Here is a 21,024-nt window from a genome sequence, read left to right as displayed (position 1 = left end):
TAGGGCGGGTGCTTTCGTGTTTGGCGACCTGCCTCAGGCCTTGAAGAAGGCCACGAGGTCGGCGTTGATGACGTCCGCATGGGTCGTCGCCATGCCGTGCGGAAAGCCCTTGTACACCTTGAGCTCGCCCTTCTTGAGCAGCTTGATCGCAAGCAGCGCGGAGTCCGCGATCGGCACGATCTGGTCGTCGTCGCCATGCATGACCAGCACCGGCACGTCGATGGTCTTCAGGTCTTCGGTGAAGTCCGTTTCCGAGAAGGCCTTGATGCAGTCGTAATGCGCCTTGGCGCCGCCCATCATGCCCTGGCGCCACCAATTGTCGATGACGCCCTGGGAAACCTGCGCGCCCGGGCGGTTGAAGCCGTAGAACGGCCCGGCCGGAACGTCGTGGAAGAACTGGGCGCGGTTGGCCGCCAGCGCCGCACGGAAACCGTCGAACACCTCGATCGGCAGGCCGCCCGGATTGGCGGGCGTCTTCAGCATGATCGGCGGCACCGCGCCGATCAGCACGGCCTTGGCGACACGGCCCGCGCCGCCATATTGCGCGACGTAGCGCGCCACCTCACCGCCGCCCGTCGAATGACCGACATGGATGGCGTCCTTGAGATCGAGGTGCGCGGCGAGCGCCGCCACGTCGGCGGCGTAGGTGTCCATCTCATTGCCGGTGTCGGTCTGGCTGGAACGGCCATGGCCGCGCCGGTCATGCGCGATGACGCGGTAACCTTTTGACAGGAAGAACAGCATCTGGGCGTCCCAGTCGTCGCTGCTCAGCGGCCAGCCATGATGGAAGACGATCGGCTGGCCAGTCCCCCAATCCTTGTAAAAGATCTGCGTTCCGTCCTTGGTGGTGATCGTGCCGCTGCCCGAACCTGACTTGTTCTGCGAGGTCATCTCAATCTCCTTTGGTTGCTGTCGCGATAAACAATATCGCGATAACAATCTGTCTACCGGAGTTTCGGGCTCTTGTCCACGAAAATATGTATCGCAATATCTTTTTTCGTGGTATAGAGCAGATGCTCAGTCGGCAAAAGGAATGCGCCGTGCCTCTCCCGTTGGACAATCAGCTCTGCTTCACGCTCTATGCGACCAGCATGGCGATCAACCGCACCTACAAGCCGATGCTGGACGAGATGGGAATCACCTATCCGCAATATCTCGTGCTCAACGCATTGGGAGAGGCGGACGGCATGTCGGTAGGGAGCATCGCGCATCGGCTCGCTCTGGAATCGAGCACCATCACCCCGCTGGTGAAAAGAATGGAGCAGGCCGGCCTTGTCACCCGCCAGCGCAGCCAGACCGACGAGCGTCAGGTGCAGGTCGACCTGACCCCAAGAGGACGGGCCTTGCTCGTCCAGTGCAATTGCCTCAACGAGACGCTGGTCGAGCGCTCAGGCATGAAGCTGGCCGAGCTCGATGCCCTGAACCGGCAAATCCAAAAATTGCGCGATGCGCTGAATGGCGGCCAGGCGGACGACGCCTAGCGCAATTCCAGGAAGAGTGTGAGCGGTTTCCGTTCGGAATCGCGAGCCGCCGTCACGCCTCGATCTTCACCGGCGGCAGTGGCGGCGCTTCCAGCCCCTGGAACGGGTCGCGCCAGGCGTCGATCGTTTCCAACCGGCCGTACCAGCGGCGGATCGACGGATAATCATCGAGCGGCAACCCGGCAACGTCATTAAACGGCAGGAACGTCGCCATGCGAAAGTCCGCATAGGAGATCGAATTGCCGACCAGCCACTCCCGTCTGGAAAGCTCAGGCTCGAGGACCGCCGCAGCTCTGTGGAACTGCCTCAGCCCCTCATCGACCAGCGCCTGATCGATGGACCCAAGGCCATATCGCTGCTTGGTGCCGCGCTCGAAATGCACCATGTCGCAAGCGAAGGCGAACCGTTCCTTGCCCCAACTGATCCAGCGGATCATGTCCGGCTCGTCCCCCTCGCTGCGCCAGAAATCCGAGCGAACCTCGCGCGAAAGCCGGCAGGCGATGGCGTCCGCCTCCCATAAGCTCCATCCCTGTCCGATCAGGATCGGCAACGTCAGATTGGGGTTGAGCGCCTGGTAGCGCTCGGCCTGCCCCGGTGCCATGGGCGATGCGAATTCAAACGCGATCTTAGCCTCGAGATGGCGCGCCGTCGCGACCGCGAGGCGCGGATTGGGATTGCGGCTGAACAGAAGTTTCATGTTGATCTCCAAAATCCTTCGAATGCCTGTTATAGGACGATCGAGAACTGCCCGATGCTACATGACGAGGGTAAGGAACCTGGCGCCGCCAAGGCTTCCGGTTCAACGGCTTGCGCCTCAGGCTGCCTTCCGCTATAGAGCCGCCACCCGCGTAGACACCCTTGGAGGCAACGCGGAGGAAGGCTGGCCAGGCCTCGCATGATCCCCAAAGCATTTGGACAGCCAAAAGCGTTTGGACCGACTGTGCAAGGCCGACGGCTTTCGACGTTTACGGTTGGCCTCGTGCTTGCCGCAAGCGCTCCATAACACGCGAAAGGAAATGCCATGAGCCACGATACTTACGAGCTCAAGGCCGAAGCGCGCGAACAGGTCGGTAAGGGGTCCGCCCGTGCAGTTCGCCGCAACGGTAAAGTGCCTGCAGTCATCTATGGCGACAAGCAGCCTCCCCTGGCTATTGCGCTGAACTACAAGGACATCTTCTACAAGATCCATGGCGGCGGGTTCCTGACCACGATCGCCACGATCGATGTCGACGGCAAGAAGATCCAGGTCCTGCCGAAGGACTTCCAGCTCGACCCGGTCAAGGATTTCCCTGTCCATGTCGACTTCCTGCGCATCGGCAAGGACACCGAGGTCAATGTCGACGTGCCTGTCCACTTCATCAATGAGGACAAGTCGCCCGGCATCAAGCGCGGCGGCGTGCTCAACATCGTTCGCCACGAAGTCGAGTTCCACTGCCCGGCCAACGCGATCCCGGAATTCATCACCGTCGACCTCGCCGGCACCGACATCGGCGACTCGATCCACATCTCGGCGGTCAAGCTGCCGGCCGGCGTCAAGCCGGTCATCTCCGATCGCGACTTCACCATCGCGACCATTGCCGGCTCGTCGGCGATGAAGCCGGAGGCGGAAGTCACCACCGAGGCGGCGGCGACCGAGACGGCGGCCCCGGCGGCCGAAGAGAAGTAATTCTCCGAGCCGGATGATTTCATCCGGCTCTAAATCAAAGAAACAGAGCATGATGTTTTCCGAAAACCGCTTCACACTTTTCGGCATCATGCTCTAACGCCGGAGGCGACGATGCTTGTTTTTGCAGGCCTCGGCAATCCGGGCGCGAAATACGAGAACAACCGGCACAATGTCGGCTTCATGGCGGCGGACGCGATAGCCCGCCGCCATTCCTTTTCGCCCTGGTCAAGAAAATTCCAGGGCCTGATCTGCGAAGGCACGCTCGGCGGCGAGAAAATCCTGCTGATCAAGCCGCAAACCTTCATGAACCTGTCCGGACAGTCGGTCGGCGAAGCGCTGCGCTTCTATAAGCTCGAACCGGCTGCCCTCACCGTCTTCTATGACGAGATCGACCTTGCCGCCGGCAAACTCAGGGTCAAGGTTGGCGGCGGCTCAGGCGGCCACAACGGCATCCGCTCGCTCGACCAGCATGTCGGCAACGCCTATCGCCGGGTGCGCATCGGGGTCGGCCATCCCGGCGTCAAGGAGATGGTGCACGGTCATGTGCTTGGCGATTTCGCCAAGGCGGACCGCGAATGGCTCGATGTCCTGCTGGACGCCATCGCCGACGACGCCGCGCTGCTCGCCAGGGGCGACGACAGCTCGTTCATGAACCGCGTCACGCTCACCCTGCGCGACAAGCTCGTGCCGACCGGCGATGAAGACCGCCCGCCGCCCAAACCGCCGAAGCAGCAAAGCCATGTCCGCCAGGCGCGCCCGCAGCAGCCGGCGGCAAAACTGCCCGAGAGCGGTCCCATGGCCGCCATGCTGAAGAAGCTGTTCGGAAAAGACTAAAAGCGGCGCCGCCCGCGCGAGGACCGCTCAGCGGCAATTCACATCGGTCGGCGCAGGCCTTCGTTCGCAGCGAACCGGTGCGTCTCGCCACACTTCGCCGGCTTGCACGATGATCCCGCGCTAACCAGATTAGCGGCCATGAGGCCGCCCGGCCGATCGGGACTTGACGTTCGTCACCCCTATCGCCCATAGCCCTCACCAAAATCGAATTCCGACAGGACTGGACGAACATGGGTTTCAAATGTGGCATCGTTGGCTTGCCCAACGTCGGCAAGTCGACGCTGTTCAACGCGCTGACCAGGACGGCCGCCGCGCAGGCCGCCAACTATCCTTTCTGCACCATCGAGCCGAACACCGGCGAGGTGGCTGTGCCGGATCCGCGGCTGCAAAAGATCGCGGCGATCGGTAAGTCGAAGGAGATCATCCCGACCCGCATCTCCTTCGTCGACATAGCCGGCCTGGTGCGCGGCGCCTCCAAGGGCGAAGGGCTGGGCAACCAGTTCCTCGCCAACATCCGCGAGGTCGACGCCATCGTGCATGTGCTGCGCTGCTTCGAGGATGACGACATCACCCATGTCGAGGGCCGCATCGATCCGGTGGCCGATGCCGAGACGGTCGAGACCGAGCTGATGCTCGCGGACCTCGAAAGCCTCGAACGCCGCATCGTCCAGATCCGCAAGCGCGCCGCCGGCAAGGACAAGGAAGCGATGGCCGTGCTGCCGATGATGGAGGCCGCGCTCGAATTGCTGCAGGCCGGCAAGCCGACGCGCTTTCTGCTCAACGGCATCGCGCCGGAGGACCTGCGCATCCTGCAAGGGCTTAACCTGCTCACCTCGCATCCCGTCCTCTATGTCTGCAACGTCGCCGAGGCGGATGCCGCCACCGGCAATGAGCACACCAAGGCGGTGGAGAAGATGGCGGCCGCGCAGGGCGCCGGCACGGTGGTGATCTCGGCGGCGATCGAGGCGGAAGTCGCCCAGCTTTCCGACGAGGAAGAAATGGAGTTCCTGGCCTCGATCGGCCTCGACGAGCCGGGCCTCAACAAGGTGATCCGCGCCGGCTACGAGCTCCTGCATCTGATCACCTACTTCACCGTCGGGCCGAAGGAGACGCGCGCCTGGACGATCCACAAGGGCGATAAGGCGCCGCAGGCCGCCGGCGTCATCCACACCGACTTCGAGCGCGGCTTCATCCGCGCCCAGACGATTTCCTACAACGACTTCGTTACGCTGGGCGGCGAAGTCGCGGCTAAGGAGGCCGGCAAGGCCCGCGACGAAGGCAAGGAATATGTCGTCCAGGACGGCGACATCATGCTGTTCAAGTTCAACACCTGAGTGCCTGACTGGCTTACCAGAAATCACTTGACCAAATCGTCCCACCACCAGGATCTAAGGATGAACCGGGCTGCCGACATGACGGGAAAGACTTGGGCCTATGAGGATTTCGTCGAGGGCTCCTCGCTGGACCTCGGCAGCAAGACTGTAAGCGCTGCCGAGATCATCGAATTCGCCTCGGAGTTCGATGCCCAGCCGATGCATCTCGACGAGGAAGCCGGCAAGGCCAGCATCCTCGGCGGGCTTTCGGCTTCGGGCTGGCATACCTGCGCGATGTTCATGCGCATGCTCTGCGACGCCTTCCTGCTCGATTCGACCTCTCAAGGGTCGCCCGGCATCGAGCATGTGAAATGGAAGAAGCCGGTTCTGGCCGGCGACACCCTGCGCGGCACGGTCACGATCCTGTCCAAGCGCCAGTCCAAATCGCGGCCCCAGCTCGGCTTGATCACCATGCGCAGCGAGCTGGTCAACCAGCGCGGCGAGAGCGTCTTCGAGCTGGAGAACACCGGCATGTTCCTCGCGCGTGATGCCGCACGGGGCCTATCATGACTTTGGACGAATTCTTCCTGATCGGTCAGACCGTGACCCTCGGCTCGCACAAGTTCGAGGCCGACGAGATCAAGGCGTTCGCCAGGAAATATGATCCGCAGATCTTCCATGTCGACGAAGAGGCGGCGAAGAAGAGCGTGCTCGGCGGGCTCTGCGCCTCGGGCTGGCACACCGCCGCCACCTGGATGAAATACAATCTCGAAAAGCGCATGGAGACCGAGGGCGTGCGTTGGACCGGCCCCGGCCCGCAGCCGGAATTCGGCCCCTCGCCGGGCTTCCGCAATTTGAAATGGCTGAAGCCGGTCTATGCCGGCGAGACGGTGACCTTCACGCGCACAGCGCTGGCGCACCGCCCGCTCGCCGGGCGCCCGGGCTGGAACTTGCTCACGCTGCGATCGGAAGGCTTTGATTCGACCGGCGACAAGGTGATCGAGTTCGACAGCGCGGTGCTGGTGAAGGTGGAGTAGGGCCACCTCCCCCTTCCCCCCTTCTTGTGGGAGAAGGAAGAGGCGCTCAATGCCCCTCGAACCCAATCAGCGTCCTGACCGGCACGCCGAGCGCTTCCAGCTTCTGACGGCCGCCGAGGTCCGGCAGGTCGATGACGAAGCAGGCGGCGACGATGTCGGCGCCGATCTGCCTGAGCAACTTCACCGCCGCTTCCGCCGTGCCGCCCGTGGCGATCAGGTCGTCGACTAGGATCACCTTCTCGCCCGGCGAGACGCCGTCCTTATGCATCTCCATCTCGTCCAGCCCGTATTCGAGGCTGTAGGCTACGCGCACCGTCTCGTAAGGCAGCTTGCCCTTCTTGCGGATCGGCACGAAGCCGGCCGAAAGCTGGTGCGCCACGGCGCCGCCGAGGATGAAGCCACGCGCCTCGATGCCGGCGATCTTGTCGATCTTCAGCCCGGCATAGGGATGCACCAGCTCGTCTATGGCGCGGCGGAAGGCGCGCGCATCACCGAGCAGCGTGGTGATGTCGCGAAACAGGATACCGGGCTTCGGATAGTCCGGAATGGTGCGGATGGCCGCAAGCAGCGTGTCTTCGAGGGAGGGTTTCATAAGCGGTTGATCCGTTGCCGCACAGTTTTGCCGGCAAGCGGCCGAAAAGAAAAGGGCACCTTTCGGCGCCCTTGCATTTTTCTGGAAGCCGGCCCGCTCAGTGCGCGACGTCGGCCCACACCCTGCGCTTGGTCATGTAAACCAGCGCGCCGAAGAGCAGCAGGAAGACCATGACGCGGAAACCGGTCTTCTTGCGGTCCTCCAAATGCGGCTCGGCGACGAACATCAGGAAGGCCGAGACGTCGCGGGCATACTGGTCGACGGTCTGCGGCGAGCCGTCGTCATAGGTCACCTGGCCGTCCGAAAGCGGCTTCGGCATCTTCAGCGACACGCCGGACAGGAAGTACGGATTGTAGTGTGTGCCTTCCGGGATCACCATGCCGGCCGGCGGCGTCTGGTCGTAGCCGGTGAGCAGCGAGTGGATGTAATCCGGGCCGCCCTGCGCATACTGGGTGAAGATATCGAAGATGAATCGCGGGAAGCCGCGCTCGACGCCGCGCGCCTTGGCGAGCAGCGACATGTCCGGCGGGGCGGCGCCGCCATTGGCGGCCGCGGCCGCCTGCTCGTTCGGGAACGGCGCCGGGAAATGATCCGACGGCTTGCCGGGGCGGTCGAACATGTCGCCGGCATCGTTCGGGCCGTCATGGATGGTGTATTCGGCGGCCAGTGTCTTGATCTGCGCGTCCGAGTAGCCGAGGCCTTCCAAGGTGCGGAACGCCACCAGGTTCATCGAATGGCAGGCCGAGCAGACTTCCTTGTAGACCTTGAGGCCGCGCTGCAGTTGCGCCTTGTCATAGGTGCCGAACGGCCCGGCGAAGCTCCAGCTCATTTCCTTCGGTTCGTTGATCGGGAAATGTGTCGGGGCGGCCGCGTTGTGTTCCTCTTCGGCGGCGATGGCAGCGGTGCCCGCGACCACCAGGCCAAGCAGCGCCAGCGAGGTGAGAATCTTCTTCATGCCAAATCCCCTCAGATTCTCAGCCCTTGGTTTCCGGCGCGCTAACCGCGCCTGCCGGATGTCCGCCGGCGCCCTTGTTCTTCTTTTCCAGCACCGCTTCGGTGATCGAATTGGGCAAGCGCCGTGGCGTCTCGATCAGGCCGAGCACCGGCATGATGACCAGGAAGAAGGCGAAGTAGAACAAAGTCGCCATCTGTGCCATGAACACGTAAGAGCCTTCCGCCGGCTGCGAGCCCAGCCACCCAAGCAGAATGGCGTCGGCGACGAACAGCCAGAAGAACAGCTTGTACCAAGGACGGTAGACCGCCGAGCGCACCTTGGAGGTGTCCAGCCACGGCACCAGGAACAGCATGGCGATGGCGCCGAACATGCACAGCACGCCGCCGAGCTTGGAGTTGATCGGGCCGATATTGAAGGTGATGGCGCGCAGGATCGCGTAGAACGGCAGGAAGTACCATTCCGGAACGATATGGGCCGGCGTCTTCAGCGGGTTGGCGACCGTGTAGTTGTCCGGGTGGCCGAGATAGTTCGGCAGGTAGAAGACGAAATAGGCGAAGAAGAACAGGAACACGATCATGCCGAACGCGTCCTTGATGGTGGCGTAAGGCGTGAAGGCGACCGTGTCGGTCTTGGACTTGACCTCGATGCCGGTCGGGTTCGACTGGCCAACGACATGCAGCGCCCAGATGTGCAGCACGACGACGCCGGCGATCATGAACGGCAACAGATAGTGGAGGGCGAAGAAGCGGTTCAGCGTCGGATTGTCCACGGCGAAGCCGCCCAGCAGCAATTCCTGGATCCAGTTGCCGACCAGCGGAATGGCGCTGAAGAAGCCGGTGATGACGGTGGCGCCCCAGAAGCTCATCTGGCCCCAGGGCAGCACATAGCCCATGAAGCCGGTGGCCATCATCAAAAGGTAGATGATGCAGCCGAGAATCCACAGCAGCTCGCGCGGCGCCTTGTAGGAGCCGTAGAACAGCCCGCGGAAGATGTGGATGTAGACGGCGACGAAGAAGAACGAGGCGCCGTTGGAATGGAGATAGCGCAGCAGCCATCCCGAATTGACGTCGCGCATGATCTTCTCGACCGAATCGAAGGCGAGATTGGTGTCGGACGTGTAATGCATGGCCAGCACGATGCCGGTCAGGATCTGCGAGGCGAGCATGATCGACAGGATGCCGCCGAACGTCCACATGTAGTTAAGGTTGCGCGGCACCGGATAGGCCACGAAGCTGTCATAGATCAGCCGCGGCAGCGGCATGCGCGCATCGAACCAGCGCTCGATACCGGTCTTGGGCGTATAGGTCGAGTGTCCCTCGCTCATCGAAATGTCCCCTGCCTCAACCGATAAGGATCTTGGTATCGGAAATGAACTTGAATACCGGGATCGCCATGTTCTCCGGCGCCGGACCTTTGCGGATGCGGCCGGCGGTGTCGTATTGCGAACCGTGGCATGGGCAGAACCAGCCGCCGAAATCGCCTTCCTGACCGAGCGGGATGCAGCCGAGATGGGTGCAGACCTGCACCATCACCATCCAGGCTTCCTTGCCGGGCGTGGTGCGGTTGGCGTCGGTCGCCGGCGCGTCGGCCGGCAGGTTGGCGTTGCGCGCAATCGGGTCCTTGAGATCGGCGAGGTTGACCGCTTCGCCGTCCTTCATTTCCTTTTCGGTGCGGTTGCGCACCACCACCGGCTTGCCGCGCCATTTGACGACCAGCGAGCTGCCGGGCTGCAGCGACGAGACATCGACCTCGACCGAAGCCAGCGCCAGCGTCGAGGCGTCGGGGCGCATCTGGTCGATGAACGGCCACGCGACGGCTCCAGCGCCGACAACGGCGGCCATGCCGGTGGCTACGTAGAGAAAATCGCGACGGTTGGGATCGTGGATGTCGGTTGCGCTCACGGGTGCCTGATCCTTTCGCCTCTTCCTAACCGGAGGCCGAGCCTTGTCCCCGCTCAATCGCACCTGCCCGACAGCGCATGGCGAACAGGCTAGCGAATTCCTCCGGCATTTGGAGGTTCGGTTTATGCGTGAAGCCCGTTTTTGTCCAGCGGGGTGAGGGCACAAGGGCAGATTGTCGCGGGCACGTGCCGCGGCCTGCGCCACGGCTTGATCATCGGGCCGCCGAACAGCGCCAAACAGCACTGAATTCAATGATAAAATCGGGGGCTCCGCTTGCCTCGACAGCGGCTGCTGGCCCGGTCTATTGTCGGGCCATGGCGCATGTCATCGACCGCGACAGATGGGCGGCAGCACCCGACCGCTGGCAGGGCGAGTTGCAATGCGGGCCGTTCGGCTCCAACTCCTGCCTTATCTTCAATTATCAGCCCGAGGTCGGCGGTGGTCCGCGCCTGCACAAGCATCCTTATGCGGAGATCTTCATCATCCGTTCCGGCACCGGCCTGTTCACGGTCGGCGAGCAGCAGATAACGGCGACCGCGGGCCAGATTCTGATCGTGCCGCCGGACACGCCGCACAAATTCACCAATCTCGGCCCGGGTCCGCTCGAGACCACCGACATCCACGAGAACGGCAGCTTCCTCACCGAATGGCTGGAGTGATCCCGGCTGCGCGAGAGGCAGGCCCTGTTTCCCTTCACCGATCCCCGCCTAGTTCTATCGTCCTTGTTTCTTCGCAATTCCGAACGGGGACTGTGCACACATTTTCTGGAATTGCTTTAGCTTGCGCCCAGCCTGACCAGCACGGCCCGCGGGATGTTGTATTCGCGGATTACGGCATCGTGCTTGCGCAGCCCGCAGAGCTCGCGCTGGATGAAGTAGGCGTGGACGGCGGCGGCCGCTTCCTTGAGCAGCCGATTGCGATGCTCGCCCTCACCATGGTCGCGCAGCTTCGCCAGGGTTTCCTCCACGCGCTCGCCGGCGCGGCCGAGCGCCGCGGCCTTCTCGGCGAGGATTTCGTGGCCGAGCAGGTCGAGCGCGCTTTCCTGCGCGCCGGACCGTCCGAAATTACTGGGCATTCTGACCGACATATCTCTCGTTCTACTCCGCCGGGCGCGTCTCTTCCAGCACGCTTTCCTCGTTGAACAGGAAGCCGCCGGACTGCCGTTTCCAGAGCCGCGCGTAGAGGCCGTCGAGCGCCACCAGTTCGTCATGCGTGCCCTGTTCGACGATGCGGCCGCCGTCGAGCACCACCAGCCGGTCAAGTGCTGCGATCGTCGAGAGTCGGTGCGCGATGGCGATCACGGTCTTGTTCTCCATCAGCCTGGTCAGGTTCTCCTGGATCGCCGCCTCGATATCCGAATCGAGCGCCGAGGTCGCTTCATCGAGGATGAGGATAGGCGCATCCTTGAGGAAGACGCGCGCGATCGCCACGCGCTGCCGCTGCCCGCCGGAGAGTTTGACGCCGCGCTCTCCGACATAAGCCTCGTAGCCGACGCGACCTCTGGTGTCGCGCAGTCCCAGGATGAAGTCATGCGCCTCGGCTCTTCGGGCTGCGGCGATCACCTGCGCATCGGTGGCGTCCGGCATGCCGAGCTTGATGTTGTCGCGCAGCGAGCGGTGGAACAGCGCGGTGTCCTGGCTGACCACGCCGATATTGCCGCGCAGCGAGTTCTGCGTGACCTCGGCGATATCCTGGCCGTCGATCAGGATCTGGCCGCCTTCGAGGTCGTAGAGGCGCAGGATCAGATTGGCCAAGGTCGTCTTGCCGGCGCCTGACGGGCCGACCAGGCCGACCTTCTCGCCCGGACGCACGACGAGGTCTATGCCGTCCAAGACCCCTCCCCCCTTGCCGTAATGGAAGGTGACGTTGCTGACGTCGATGCGACCGCCGGTGACGACCAGTTCCTTGGCGTCCGGCGTGTCGGTCAGGCCGAGCGGCTGCGAGATTAGCGCCTTGGAATTCTCCAGCACGCCGAGATTCCTCAAAATGCCGTTGAGCTGCATCATCAGGCGGCCGAGCAGCATGTTGAGCCGCAGCACCAGCGACAGGGTGAAGGCGACGGCGCCGACCGTGATCGTGCCTTCGACCCAAAGATAGATGGCAAAGGCGGCGATCGCGGTGATCATGACGCCGGAGAGCATGGTCAGCGCCATGCGCACGCCGGTCAGCCGGCGCGTGAAGGGCCGCAGCGCGTCGAGATAGATGTCGAAGCCGCTGCGGATATAGCGGTCGTCGCCATCGGCCGAGAACAACTTCAGCGTCTGCACGTTGGAATAGGAATCGACGATGCGGCCGGTGATCATTGAGCCCGCCTCGGCGGTCGCTTCGGCATGCTTGCGGATCGCCGGCAGATAGAGTTTCGCCAGCCAGCCGAAGGCGGCGATCCAGACCGCCACCATGACCGCCAGCCGCCAATCCAGCCCGGCTACCAGCGCCAGCGTGGTGACCGTATAGACGATCATGAACCAGACCACCTCGATGAAGCTCTCCATCAGGTCGCCCGTCGCCTGCCCCGCCTGCCAGACTTTGGTGGCGATGCGGCCGGCGAAGTCGTTCTGGAAGAAAGCGTAGGACTGGCGCGACACATGCCGATGCGCCTGCCAGCGCACCAGATTGTAGAAGCCCGGCGTGATCGTCTGCTCGTCGACCAGCGCCGAAAGGCCGACGACGGCCGTGCGGATGACGAGCACCACCGCGCCCATGAACAAGAGCTCGGGACCGGCCGCGGTCCAAAGCGCGTGCCCGCTGCGCTCGCCCGGCAACTGGTCGAGGATATCGACCAGCCTTCCGACGAAATAGAACAGCCCCGCCTCCACCAGCGGGGCGATGCCGCCGATGATCAGCATGGCGAAGAAGGCGAGCTTTGCCTGCCCGACATAGTGCCACAGGAAGCCGCCGACGCTGGCGGGCGGCCGCAGATTCGCGGGCTCGCGGAACGGGTAGACCCAGCGCTCGAACCAGCGGTAGATGGCATGCATCATTCGGCGGCTTCACCTTTCGTCGCCGGATCGTCGGCCGCCTGCTTTTCCTCGAGCAGGAAGCCGCCCGATTGGCGCCGCCAAAGCTGGGCGTAGAGGCCGCCCTTGGCGATCAAGGCCTCATGCGAGCCTTCCTCGACGATGCGGCCCTTGTCCATGACCACGTGCCGATCCATCGCCGCGATGGTCGACAGGCGGTGGGCGATGGCGATGACGGTCTTGCCCTGCATGAGCTTGTAGAGGTTCTCCTGGATGGCCGCTTCCACTTCCGAATCGAGCGCGGACGTCGCCTCGTCGAGGATGAGGATCGGCGCGTCCTTCAGCATAACGCGGGCGATTGCGATGCGTTGCCGCTGTCCGCCGGACAGCTTCACGCCGCGTTCGCCGACAAGCGCCTCATAGCCGCTTTGCCCATGCGGATCTGTCAGCCCCGCGATCACATCGTCGATCTGGGCGGCTTTGGCGGCGCTGAACATCGCCTCGTCGCTGGCCGACTGGCATCCATATTTGAGGTTCTCGCGAACGGATCGATGCAAGAGCGACGTGTCCTGATTGACGAAGCCGATCGCCGCGCGGACGCTCTCCTGCGACACGTTGCGGATGTCCTGCCCGTCGATCAGTACCTTGCCGTCCTGCACATCGAACAGCCGCAGCACGAGATTGACCAGCGTCGACTTGCCGGCTCCTGAACGCCCGATCAGGCCGACCCGCTCGCCCGGCGCGATCTTCAGCGACAGATTGTCGATGACGCCGCCTTTGCCGTCCTTGCGCCAGTAGTTGAAGTTCACCCGGTCGAACTCGATGCCGCCGGCGGTCACCACGAGGGCCGGTGCGTCGGGCTGGTCCTTCATGACGATCGGCCGGGCGATCGTCGTCATCGAGTTGCTGGCGACGCCGATCTGGCGGAAGACGTTGGCGCCGACATCGAGGATCCTGCCGGAGATGTTGGCGATCTGCAGCGCGAACGGTATCGCGGTCGCCACGGCCGCGGTGGTCATGGCGCCGGCGTTCCAGCCGGCGAGCGCCAGCCAGCTCACGGCGATAAGCAGCGCCGCGTTGAGGATGAACAAGGCCGACCACATCAGCGTGAAAACGCGCATCAGCCGGTAGAACGTGTGGGCGTGCTCGACCACGGCCTGCGAGACATATTTGTCTTCGTGCTCGCCGGTCGAGAATGTCTTGAGTGTCAGGATGTTGGTGTAGCTGTCGACCATTCGGCCACTCACCTGCGACCACCGCTCCGACAGTTGGGACGAGCGTTGCGTGATCCTCGGCATCGCGGACCAGAAGATCAGGCAGTAGAACACAAGCCATACCGCCACCACAGCCAGCAACAGCGGGTCGAGTCGCGCCAGCACCACGATGGCGACAGCGACGAAGACCAGCGCATACCAGACGGCATCGACGGTGAGGTTGACGCTCATCTCCATCGAATCGCCGCTCTGCATGACCTTGGTTCCAATGCGGCCGGCAAAGTCGTTCTGGAAGAACGACCAGTCCTGGCGCACGACATACCAATGACTTTGCCAGCGGATGAGGTCGATGAGGTTCGGCGCGATGGCGTGGTTGCGGATGAGCGCGTCGATAACCATCGACAGCGGACGCAGCAGCACCACGAAGGCCATCAGCGCGAGCAGCGGCCCATGCGCGGCAAAGAAATCGCCCGGCTTGGTGCTGGAGAGCAGGCCCACGATCAGACCGACGAAAATCGGCAGCATCGCGTCCACGACAGCGGCGACGGCAACGATGATGATGCGCAGCCAGTAGGCGGCGCGAAACTGCCTTATGAAATACCAGTAGAACCGCCAAAGTCCCATTGGCGGCTGCCGGTCTTCGGCCAGCGCCACCGGCGAATAACGGCTTTCGAACCAGGTGAAGATGCGGTCGAACATTTTTCTCTCGCAGAGGCCGGAAACCTGCGGTGCCCGATCTGGTCGCCGGCAGGCCTCTGACCAAGTCGTGGTACGCCCGGGAACGATTCCCGGCAATCGCCGTAACCTTGATGCCGGAGCGGCTCGACGGCTCGCAGAACCATCGGACCGCTCCAAGTCTTTGTTTTTGCGCAACTCCGGACGAAAAACCGCTAGGCACTTTTCCTGGAATCGCTGCGATCGCGATCGCGTTACTCCGCCGCCAGCTCGGGTTGAGGCGCCTTGGCGTCGGCCGGCGCATCGTCGAGCAGGAAGCCGCCGGACTGGCGTTGCCAGAGCTGGGCATAGAGCCCGCCCTTGGCGACGAGGTCCTCATGCGAGCCTTCCTCGATGATGCGGCCCTTGTCCATGACGACGAGCCTGTCCATCGCTGCGATCGTCGACAGCCGATGCGCGATGGCAATCACGGTCTTGCCCTGCATCAGCTTGTAGAGGTTCTCCTGGATCGCCGCCTCGGCTTCCGAATCGAGCGCCGAGGTCGCCTCGTCGAGGATCAGGATCGGCGCGTCCTTCAGCATGACGCGGGCAATCGCGATGCGCTGCCGCTGACCGCCGGACAGTTTGACGCCGCGGTCGCCGACATGGGCGTCGAATCCCTTGCGGCCGTTATGGTCCGAAAGCCCGCCGATGAAATCGAGCGCCTCCGCCCGCCGCGCCGCCTCGATGAGCATCCCGTCGGTCGCGTCCGGCCGGCCGTAGAGGATGTTCTCCTTCACCGAGCGGTGCAGCAGCGAGGTGTCCTGCGTCACCATGCCGATCTGAGCGCGCAGCGAATCCTGCGTCACCGTCGCGATCTCCTGGCCGTCGACCAAGATCCTGCCGCTTTCCAGGTCGTAGAAACGCAGCAACAGGTTGACCAGCGTCGACTTGCCGGCGCCCGAGCGGCCGACAATGCCGACCTTCTCGCCGGGCCTCACGGTGAGCGACAGGTTCTCGATGACACCCTTCTGCTTGCCGTAGTGGAAGCGGATGTCCTCGAAGCGGATTTCACCCTGGCTGACGGTGATGTCCTTGGCGCCCGGGCGGTCTTCGACCAGGCGCGGCAGCGAGATCGATTGGATGCCGTCCTGCACCGTGCCGACATTCTCGAACAGGCTTGACATCTCCCACATGATCCACTGCGACATGCCCCACATGCGCAGCACCAGGCCGATGACTACGGCTACCGCGCCGATCGTCACCGCCTCGCCCAGCCACAGCCAGAGCGAGATTGCCGTCACCGAGAACAGAAGCAGCGAGTTCAGGATGTAGAGCATGCCGTAGAGCTGCGTCACCAGCCGCATCGAGCGGTAGACGGTATCGAGGAAGCTCGCCATGCCTTCCCTGGCGAAAGCAGCCTCGCGGCGGGCGTGCGAAAAAAGCTTCACCGTCTGGATGTTGGTGTAGCTGTCGACGACGCGGCCGGTCATAGTGGAGCGCGCATTGGCCTGTTCCTCGCCGACCTTGCCCAGCCGCGGGATGAAAAAGCGCAGCAGCGCGATGTAGCCGACCAGCCATCCGGCCAAGGGCGCCGCCAGGCGCAAGTCGGCCGAGCCGACGATGAACAGCATGCCGAGGAAGTAGACGATGACGTAGTTCAGGACGTCGATCAGCTTGATCACGCATTCGCGCACGGCGAGCGCCGTCTGCATCAGCTTGGTGGCGATGCGGCCGGCGAATTCGTCCTGATAGAAGGCCATCGACTGCTTGAGCAGATAGCGATGGACCTGCCAGCGGATACGCATCGGGTAGTTGCCCATCAGCGTCTGCTGGTTGAGAAGCGAATGCAGCCACACCGTGCCGGGCAGCGCGAACAGCACGACGAAAGCCATGCCGGCGAGCTTCCAGTGCTCCGTCTGCAGGAAGGTTTCGCGGTTCTGCGCCGACAGCCAGTCGACGATGCGCCCCATGAAGCCGAACATCCACACTTCGGTGAAGGCGATCGCCGTCACCAGCACCGCATCGAGGATGATATAGGGCCAGGCGCCGCGCGTATAATGCACGCAGAAAGCGATCAGCGTCTTCGGCGGCTCGACCGGCTCCGCGGCCGGAAACGGATTGAGCCTGTTTTCAAACCAGCGGAACATTCCGGGCACTCACAATGCTATGCGCGCTCGCGCGACGCGGGATTGATGGGCAAGGCCTTTCGGCCGCGCGGCGCGACGGGCCGGCGATACGGAATCGTCCGTCTCACCGGCCCTGCTTCGCGCAATATAGGATGTCCCAGGCTTTTCGCCGACAGCATCGCACGACGATCCTGACGGCCCCGAACTCGCCGGCGAAAAGCCCGAGCCTGCCCGGTTCCTGTCGCCCGGCCGGATCAGGCGGATGATCCGCCGCACCAGCGTGGGTCGGCTGTGGTCGGGCACCGCGCGCGAGAAATCGACGTCCGGCAGCATGCCGCGATGCGGCCTGCGCCGTTCCTCGGCATGCACCGCCGATGAATACGTCTCGCCGATCAGCAACGCCCAGGTGGCCACCTTGCGCTCGTGCAGGCTTCTTGACCCCGGTATTTTGTAGGGATCGAACATTGGTCCGTCCTCCATATGCAAATGCGTTAAAAAGGGTGATGCGGCCTCGACCACCGGCATTCGACCGACGGCGCGGATCGAATCGGTCGGAACGGGACGGCAAGCGTCGATTGGGACGCGACGAGCGTCGGCCTCGACACGTTCAGCTGGGGCGCGGCGCCCCTTTGGCAGTTTGAAAAACATCGCAAGATTCCTTCGAAGGCCGAAAACTGGGTTCGGCGGGAATCGGTGCGATGAGGATTTAAAGTGTCAGAAGAATCGTCGTACCGAAACCGCCGGCGGGCAGAGGTGAGCCCCGGATGGGAGCTGGATGCGCATGGTCATCATGTGTTCCCCTCCATTCGGTTCGGGTTGACGATGGTGGGGGTATACTCGAGTTCGCAGAAAATGGCCACCCGCCAGTCCAGAAATTGCCGAAAGCCGGAGAAGCCTGTGGCCGATCTGCCACTTATTAGCAGGATGCGAAAATGAACGATCGTCTCCGCATCGCGCTCTACCAGCCGGATATTGCCGGAAATACCGGGACAATCCTGCGCTTCGCCGCCTGCGTCGACGTCGGTGTCGATATCATCGAGCCGGCTGGTTTCCCCCTCTCCGACCGGGCGCTGAAACGGGCCGGCATGGACTACCTCGAAATGGCGGCGCTCTCCCGCCATGCCGACTGGCACGCCTTCGAGGAATGGCGAAAGGCGCATACGCACCGCCTGGTGCTGCTCACCACCAAGGCCGTGACCGCCTATACGGACTTTGCTTTCGCCTCCGGCGACATTCTTCTGTTCGGCCGCGAATCCGCCGGCGTGACGGAAGAAGTCCACCAGGCGGCGGATGCGCGGCTGACCATTCCGATGCGGCCGGGCGCGCGCAGCATCAATGTCGCGCTGTCGGTCGCCATGGTCGCGGGCGAGGCGCTCCGCCAGCTCGGAAAATAGCTTTCGCGCTTCCGCGCTGCCCCGAACCGCCATCCCTTCCGCCGTCATTCCTGCCCAGGCGCACATCGCCCTTCTCCTGCAATTGCCCTATCGATACTTCTTGGCTACAAGCTCAACTTAACTTGAGGTCAAGCGGGAATTTGGAAATGGCGCCGGTGAAGGAATTGACGGTCGGCCAAGTGGCGATGCGCAGCGGCGTCGCGGTATCGGCGCTGCATTTTTACGAGGCGCGCGGGCTGATCCGCAGCCACCGCACGTCCGGCAATCAGCGGCGCTACGGCCGAGATGTGCTGCGCCGCGTGGCGATCATCCGCGTCGCCCAGGAGGTCGGCATTTCGCTGGCCGAGATCGCCCAGGCGTTCCAGTCCCTGCCTGAAGAGCGCACGCCGAACCGCGAGGACTGGAACCTGCTTTCGACAGCCTGGCGCGACGCGCTCGACCATAAGATCAGCCAATTGAAGAAGTTGCGCGATGGCCTGACCGACTGCATCGGCTGCGGCTGCATGTCGATCGACAAGTGCCCCCTGAGGAACAAGGAAGACCGGCTGGCCCGAGAGGGTACGGGGGCGAGAAGGCTGGCGGTGCGCTGACGGTCTGGCGCCAAGGTGCATTGAGATTCAGGTCAGGCCGAGTCGAAACGGTGGCTTCCGAGAACCGGCCTACGCCGGCCGTAGCTTTAATTTAGCTGCCGCGTCACTCAGAAGTGCTTCGGCCGGCGAAGGCCGGAACCGCAGGAAGCCGCCGTTTGCAGGCCGGCCTCACCTGAATAATGCACCTTAATCCGCCCCTGGCAGCCGGCGCATGGTGAATTCGATCACGTCGCCCGGGCGTTCGAACCAGCTTTCGATCTCGGTCCAGTAGGCCTGCTTGGGGAAACGTTCGAACCATTCCTTCGCCTTGAGGCGCGCGGCGGCCCTGGGCAGCACGAAGGTCTCACGCAGGAAGCCGTCACGCGGCTGGTTAGCGCGCTCGGCCCGCGAGCGTTCCAGACTCTTCTTCAAACCATCCAGCGGCGGTCTTGCCGGGGTGCGCACGAAGGAACTCCTTTGCACCTGGATCAGACAGGGCTTGACCCTTGCCTTTAAGAGATTAGGGATCGCGCGCAGAAAAAACGAGTCATTTGTCAGGCAAGCGGCCTGTGACTGGAGACGGATTTGGAACGACCTGACCTTCCGGTGGGCCTGCCGGCTGACATCGAACAGAAGAAGATGAAGGCCCGCCTCTGGTTCGAAGCGCTGCGCGAGCGCATCTGCGCCACCTTCGAGCAGCTCGAGCAGGAACTCACCGGCCCGCAAGCGTCATGGTCGCCCGGCCATTTCGAGAAGACGCCTTGGGAGCGCGACGAGGGCCGTGGTGGCGGCGGCACCATGTCGATGATGCGCGGCCGCGTCTTCGAAAAGGTCGGCGTGCACACTTCGACGGTCCATGGCGAATTCTCCCCCGAATTCAGGAAGCAGATTCCCGGCGCCGAGGAAGACCCGCGCTTCTGGGCGAGCGGCATTTCGCTGATCGCCCATCCGTGGAATCCCAACGTGCCGGCCGTGCACATGAACACGCGCATGGTCGTCACCACGCGCCAGTGGTTCGGCGGCGGCGCCGACCTGACGCCGGTGCTCGACCGTCGCCGCACCCAGGACGACCCCGACACGATCGCCTTCCATCGGGCCATGCAGTTCGCTTGCGAGAAGAACGCCGCCGTCGCCGATTATCCCAAATTCAAAGCCTGGTGCGACGAGTATTTCTTCCTGCCGCACCGCAACGAGCCGCGCGGCATCGGCGGCATCTTCTTCGACTGGCTGCATTCGGACGAGGACAAGGGCGGCTGGGACGCCGATCTCAATTTCGTCCAGGACGTCGGCCGCTCTTTCCTCGTCGTCTATGCCCATCTGGTGCGGGGCAACTTCAACCGGAACTGGACCGACGCCGAGCGCGACGAACAGCTCATCCGGCGCGGCCGCTACGTCGAATTCAACTTGCTTCACGATCGCGGCACCATCTTCGGCCTGAAGACCGGCGGCAATGTCGCCTCGATCCTGTCCAGCCTGCCGCCCGAGGTAAAATGGCCGTAACGATCCGGTGAGCGCGGCGATGGCCGCATTGCTGTCCCATTCGCCGAATCTTGGCGGGTAATGTGGCAGGGACAATATCTTTTTCGTCTAATATCCTTTTGAAAAAATTGAGCTATTTAAGATCGCCGGGTCGGGAAGCGCCGGCGGTCGAAGCGGAGATCCCTTGTCTCCCGCCGGCCGTGACCCGACGCGACTTGACGGCCCTGACCAATGACGGTGCCTTGCCAAATGGGCACCCGCATTCCAGGAGAGCATGCCATGCGCAAGCTTATCGTGACGGCGGCAGCGGCCGCCTTTCTCGCCTCCGGTGGCGCCGCGTTCGCGGCGGTCAAGCACACCACGGGAACCGTGAAGAGCTTTGACGGAACGGCCATGAGCCTTGTTCTGGATGATGGATCGACATTCAAGCTGTCCAAGGCCTTCAAGGATCCCGGCATTCAGGCCGGCGAGAAAGTCCGCGTGTCCTGGGACATGAGCGGCAAGAACAAGATTGCCGAGGCCGTCAAGATCATGAAGTAACGGCTGGCCCCGGCAGAGCAGGCTCAGGCAGCACGAAAGGCGGAGCACCAGTGCTCCGCCTTTCGGTTTTGGGTGTTTGCCGCGCCGACCGACCTTAGTGCAATTCCAGCAAAAGTGTGAGCGGTTTCCGCCCGGAATTGCGTAAAAACAAATAGTTAGGGCGTTTCACTGTTTCCACGAAACGGTGAAACGCACTAGCTATTCTTCATGCAACCGAAAACGGCGGCACGTGTTATTGTTATCCATCCGGGCAATCCTGTTAAAACGCGCGCAACGGCTTCCGACGGGATTGCATAAAAACAAATGGCT

Annotated in this window: 23 protein-coding genes; 11 read left to right on the top strand and 12 right to left on the bottom strand. The window is 63.1% G+C overall.

Annotation, left to right across the window (positions count from 1 at the left end):
- Positions 1–33: 33 nt before the first annotated feature.
- On the bottom strand, positions 34–891 hold the full coding sequence (locus P9273_RS13395) for an alpha/beta fold hydrolase (RefSeq protein ID WP_278049340.1): 858 nt from the start codon (positions 889–891) through the stop codon (positions 34–36).
- 149 nt (positions 892–1,040) lie between these two features.
- Between P9273_RS13395 and P9273_RS13390 the strand changes: the two genes are divergently transcribed.
- A complete protein-coding gene (locus tag P9273_RS13390) occupies positions 1,041–1,481 on the top strand; it encodes a MarR family winged helix-turn-helix transcriptional regulator (RefSeq protein WP_278049339.1) in 441 nt (146 codons plus the stop codon).
- A 52-nt stretch (positions 1,482–1,533) separates the two neighbouring features.
- Here the strand turns inward: P9273_RS13390 and P9273_RS13385 are convergent, their stop codons facing one another.
- On the bottom strand, positions 1,534–2,178 hold the full coding sequence (locus tag P9273_RS13385; RefSeq protein WP_278049338.1) for a glutathione S-transferase family protein: 645 nt from the start codon (positions 2,176–2,178) through the stop codon (positions 1,534–1,536).
- 324 nt (positions 2,179–2,502) lie between these two features.
- On the opposite strand from P9273_RS13385, the gene P9273_RS13380 reads away from it, so the two are divergent.
- The 5 genes from P9273_RS13380 (at position 2,503) to P9273_RS13360 (ending at position 6,331) form a co-directional block, all read left to right on the top strand.
- The gene (locus P9273_RS13380) at positions 2,503–3,147 is read left to right on the top strand and encodes a 50S ribosomal protein L25/general stress protein Ctc (RefSeq protein ID WP_278049337.1); all 645 of its coding nucleotides are present in this window, start codon (positions 2,503–2,505) and stop codon (positions 3,145–3,147) included.
- Positions 3,148–3,258: 111 nt separating this feature from the next.
- Positions 3,259–3,981 (top strand): aminoacyl-tRNA hydrolase, encoded by a 723-nt coding sequence (gene pth, locus P9273_RS13375; protein ID WP_278049336.1) that lies wholly within the window; start codon positions 3,259–3,261, stop codon positions 3,979–3,981.
- 230 nt (positions 3,982–4,211) lie between these two features.
- Complete coding sequence (gene ychF, locus P9273_RS13370; protein ID WP_278049335.1) at positions 4,212–5,315, top strand: redox-regulated ATPase YchF; 1,104 nt, start codon at positions 4,212–4,214, stop codon at positions 5,313–5,315.
- 78 nt (positions 5,316–5,393) lie between these two features.
- Positions 5,394–5,864, top strand: a complete 471-nt coding sequence (locus P9273_RS13365) for a MaoC family dehydratase (RefSeq protein ID WP_278049526.1) — start codon at positions 5,394–5,396, stop codon at positions 5,862–5,864.
- Positions 5,861–6,331, top strand: a complete 471-nt coding sequence (locus P9273_RS13360; protein WP_040996866.1) for a MaoC family dehydratase — start codon at positions 5,861–5,863, stop codon at positions 6,329–6,331. Before P9273_RS13365 ends, P9273_RS13360 begins: the two co-directional genes overlap by 4 nt.
- 46 nt (positions 6,332–6,377) lie before the next feature.
- Here the strand turns inward: P9273_RS13360 and P9273_RS13355 are convergent, their stop codons facing one another.
- The 4 genes from P9273_RS13355 to petA form a co-directional block, all read right to left on the bottom strand.
- Positions 6,378–6,923, bottom strand: a complete 546-nt coding sequence (locus tag P9273_RS13355) for an adenine phosphoribosyltransferase (protein WP_040996869.1) — start codon at positions 6,921–6,923, stop codon at positions 6,378–6,380.
- A gap of 97 nt (positions 6,924–7,020) precedes the next feature.
- Complete coding sequence (locus tag P9273_RS13350) at positions 7,021–7,878, bottom strand: cytochrome c1 (RefSeq protein WP_040996871.1); 858 nt, start codon at positions 7,876–7,878, stop codon at positions 7,021–7,023.
- Between the two features lie 19 nt (positions 7,879–7,897).
- Positions 7,898–9,202: a cytochrome b gene (locus P9273_RS13345; RefSeq protein ID WP_278049334.1), complete on the bottom strand. Its 1,305-nt coding sequence runs from the start codon at positions 9,200–9,202 to the stop codon at positions 7,898–7,900.
- A gap of 16 nt (positions 9,203–9,218) precedes the next feature.
- Positions 9,219–9,779: a ubiquinol-cytochrome c reductase iron-sulfur subunit gene (petA, locus tag P9273_RS13340; protein ID WP_040996875.1), complete on the bottom strand. Its 561-nt coding sequence runs from the start codon at positions 9,777–9,779 to the stop codon at positions 9,219–9,221.
- Positions 9,780–10,093: 314 nt separating this feature from the next.
- On the opposite strand from petA, the gene P9273_RS13335 reads away from it, so the two are divergent.
- Positions 10,094–10,438: a cupin domain-containing protein gene (locus tag P9273_RS13335; RefSeq protein ID WP_278049333.1), complete on the top strand. Its 345-nt coding sequence runs from the start codon at positions 10,094–10,096 to the stop codon at positions 10,436–10,438.
- A 116-nt stretch (positions 10,439–10,554) separates the two neighbouring features.
- On the opposite strand, the gene P9273_RS13330 is transcribed toward P9273_RS13335, so the two are convergent.
- The 5 genes from P9273_RS13330 to P9273_RS13310 form a co-directional block, all read right to left on the bottom strand.
- Positions 10,555–10,866, bottom strand: a complete 312-nt coding sequence (locus tag P9273_RS13330) for a DUF6665 family protein (protein WP_040996880.1) — start codon at positions 10,864–10,866, stop codon at positions 10,555–10,557.
- Positions 10,867–10,876: 10 nt separating this feature from the next.
- A complete protein-coding gene (locus P9273_RS13325) occupies positions 10,877–12,760 on the bottom strand; it encodes an ABC transporter ATP-binding protein (RefSeq protein WP_278049332.1) in 1,884 nt (627 codons plus the stop codon).
- Complete coding sequence (locus P9273_RS13320) at positions 12,757–14,649, bottom strand: ABC transporter ATP-binding protein (protein ID WP_278049331.1); 1,893 nt, start codon at positions 14,647–14,649, stop codon at positions 12,757–12,759. Before P9273_RS13320 ends, P9273_RS13325 begins: the two co-directional genes overlap by 4 nt.
- 230 nt (positions 14,650–14,879) lie before the next feature.
- Complete coding sequence (locus P9273_RS13315; protein ID WP_278049330.1) at positions 14,880–16,754, bottom strand: ABC transporter ATP-binding protein; 1,875 nt, start codon at positions 16,752–16,754, stop codon at positions 14,880–14,882.
- A gap of 9 nt (positions 16,755–16,763) precedes the next feature.
- Positions 16,764–17,198, bottom strand: a complete 435-nt coding sequence (locus P9273_RS13310) for a hypothetical protein (protein WP_278049329.1) — start codon at positions 17,196–17,198, stop codon at positions 16,764–16,766.
- Between the two features lie 467 nt (positions 17,199–17,665).
- On the opposite strand from P9273_RS13310, the gene P9273_RS13305 reads away from it, so the two are divergent.
- Together P9273_RS13305 and soxR are read left to right on the top strand one after the other, a co-directional pair.
- Complete coding sequence (locus P9273_RS13305) at positions 17,666–18,127, top strand: tRNA (cytidine(34)-2'-O)-methyltransferase (protein ID WP_278049328.1); 462 nt, start codon at positions 17,666–17,668, stop codon at positions 18,125–18,127.
- A 146-nt stretch (positions 18,128–18,273) separates the two neighbouring features.
- Positions 18,274–18,717, top strand: coding sequence for a redox-sensitive transcriptional activator SoxR (soxR, locus tag P9273_RS13300; protein ID WP_040996889.1), 444 nt, complete (start codon positions 18,274–18,276; stop codon positions 18,715–18,717).
- A gap of 186 nt (positions 18,718–18,903) precedes the next feature.
- Here soxR and P9273_RS13295 read toward each other — a convergent pair whose 3' ends face one another.
- Positions 18,904–19,161 (bottom strand): hypothetical protein, encoded by a 258-nt coding sequence (locus P9273_RS13295; protein ID WP_040996891.1) that lies wholly within the window; start codon positions 19,159–19,161, stop codon positions 18,904–18,906.
- Positions 19,162–19,281: 120 nt separating this feature from the next.
- On the opposite strand from P9273_RS13295, the gene hemF reads away from it, so the two are divergent.
- Both hemF and P9273_RS13285 read left to right on the top strand, forming a co-directional pair.
- Positions 19,282–20,196, top strand: coding sequence for an oxygen-dependent coproporphyrinogen oxidase (gene hemF, locus P9273_RS13290; protein WP_278049327.1), 915 nt, complete (start codon positions 19,282–19,284; stop codon positions 20,194–20,196).
- Between the two features lie 258 nt (positions 20,197–20,454).
- Positions 20,455–20,715: a DUF1344 domain-containing protein gene (locus P9273_RS13285; protein WP_040996896.1), complete on the top strand. Its 261-nt coding sequence runs from the start codon at positions 20,455–20,457 to the stop codon at positions 20,713–20,715.
- The last annotated feature ends 309 nt before the right edge of the window (positions 20,716–21,024 follow it).

Source organism: Mesorhizobium sp. WSM4935 (assembly GCF_029625735.1).
Taxonomy (GTDB): Bacteria; Pseudomonadota; Alphaproteobacteria; order Rhizobiales; family Rhizobiaceae; genus Mesorhizobium.
The sequence above is the reverse complement of the archived record's forward strand: the minus strand, read 5'-3'. Positions and strand labels throughout refer to the sequence as shown.